Genomic DNA, 458 nt, shown 5'->3' on the forward strand with positions numbered 1-458 from the left:
CCGTCCGGGCGGAACCGGATCTACCGTCTGTATCGAGAGGAAGGCCTCAGCGTGCGCAAGCGCCTGGCCCGCCGCCGCGCCGTGGGCACCCGAGCGCCGATCCTGGTGGAGGCTCGGCCGAACGCCCGGTGGTCGCTGGATTTTGTCCACGACCAGTTCGCCAGCGGCCGTCGCTTCCGGGTCCTGAATATCGTCGATGACGTGACCCGGGAATGTCTGGCGGCCATCCCCGACACCTCGATCCCGGGGCGGCGGGTGGCGCGCGAACTGACGGCGCTGATCAATCAGCGCGGCAAGCCGGACATGATCGTCTCCGACAACGGCACCGAGTTCACCTGCAATGCCATGCTGGCCTGGTCGGAGGAGAACAAGATTGACTGGCACTTCATTGCGCCGGGCAAGCCGATGCAGAACGGCTTCTGTGAAAGCTTCAACGGCCGGATGCGGGACGAGCTTCT

At 65.9% G+C, this 458-nt stretch carries 1 protein-coding gene; it reads left to right on the forward strand.

Annotated elements, in window-relative coordinates; all coding sequences use genetic code 11:
* A partial coding sequence (locus AACY49_RS30880; RefSeq protein WP_339528099.1) for a DDE-type integrase/transposase/recombinase occupies positions 1 to 458 on the forward strand: 458 nt, incomplete at both ends.

The sequence above is a fragment of the Pseudomonas sp. EL_65y_Pfl2_R96 genome (assembly GCF_963970905.1).
Classification (GTDB): Bacteria; Pseudomonadota; Gammaproteobacteria; order Pseudomonadales; family Pseudomonadaceae; genus Aquipseudomonas.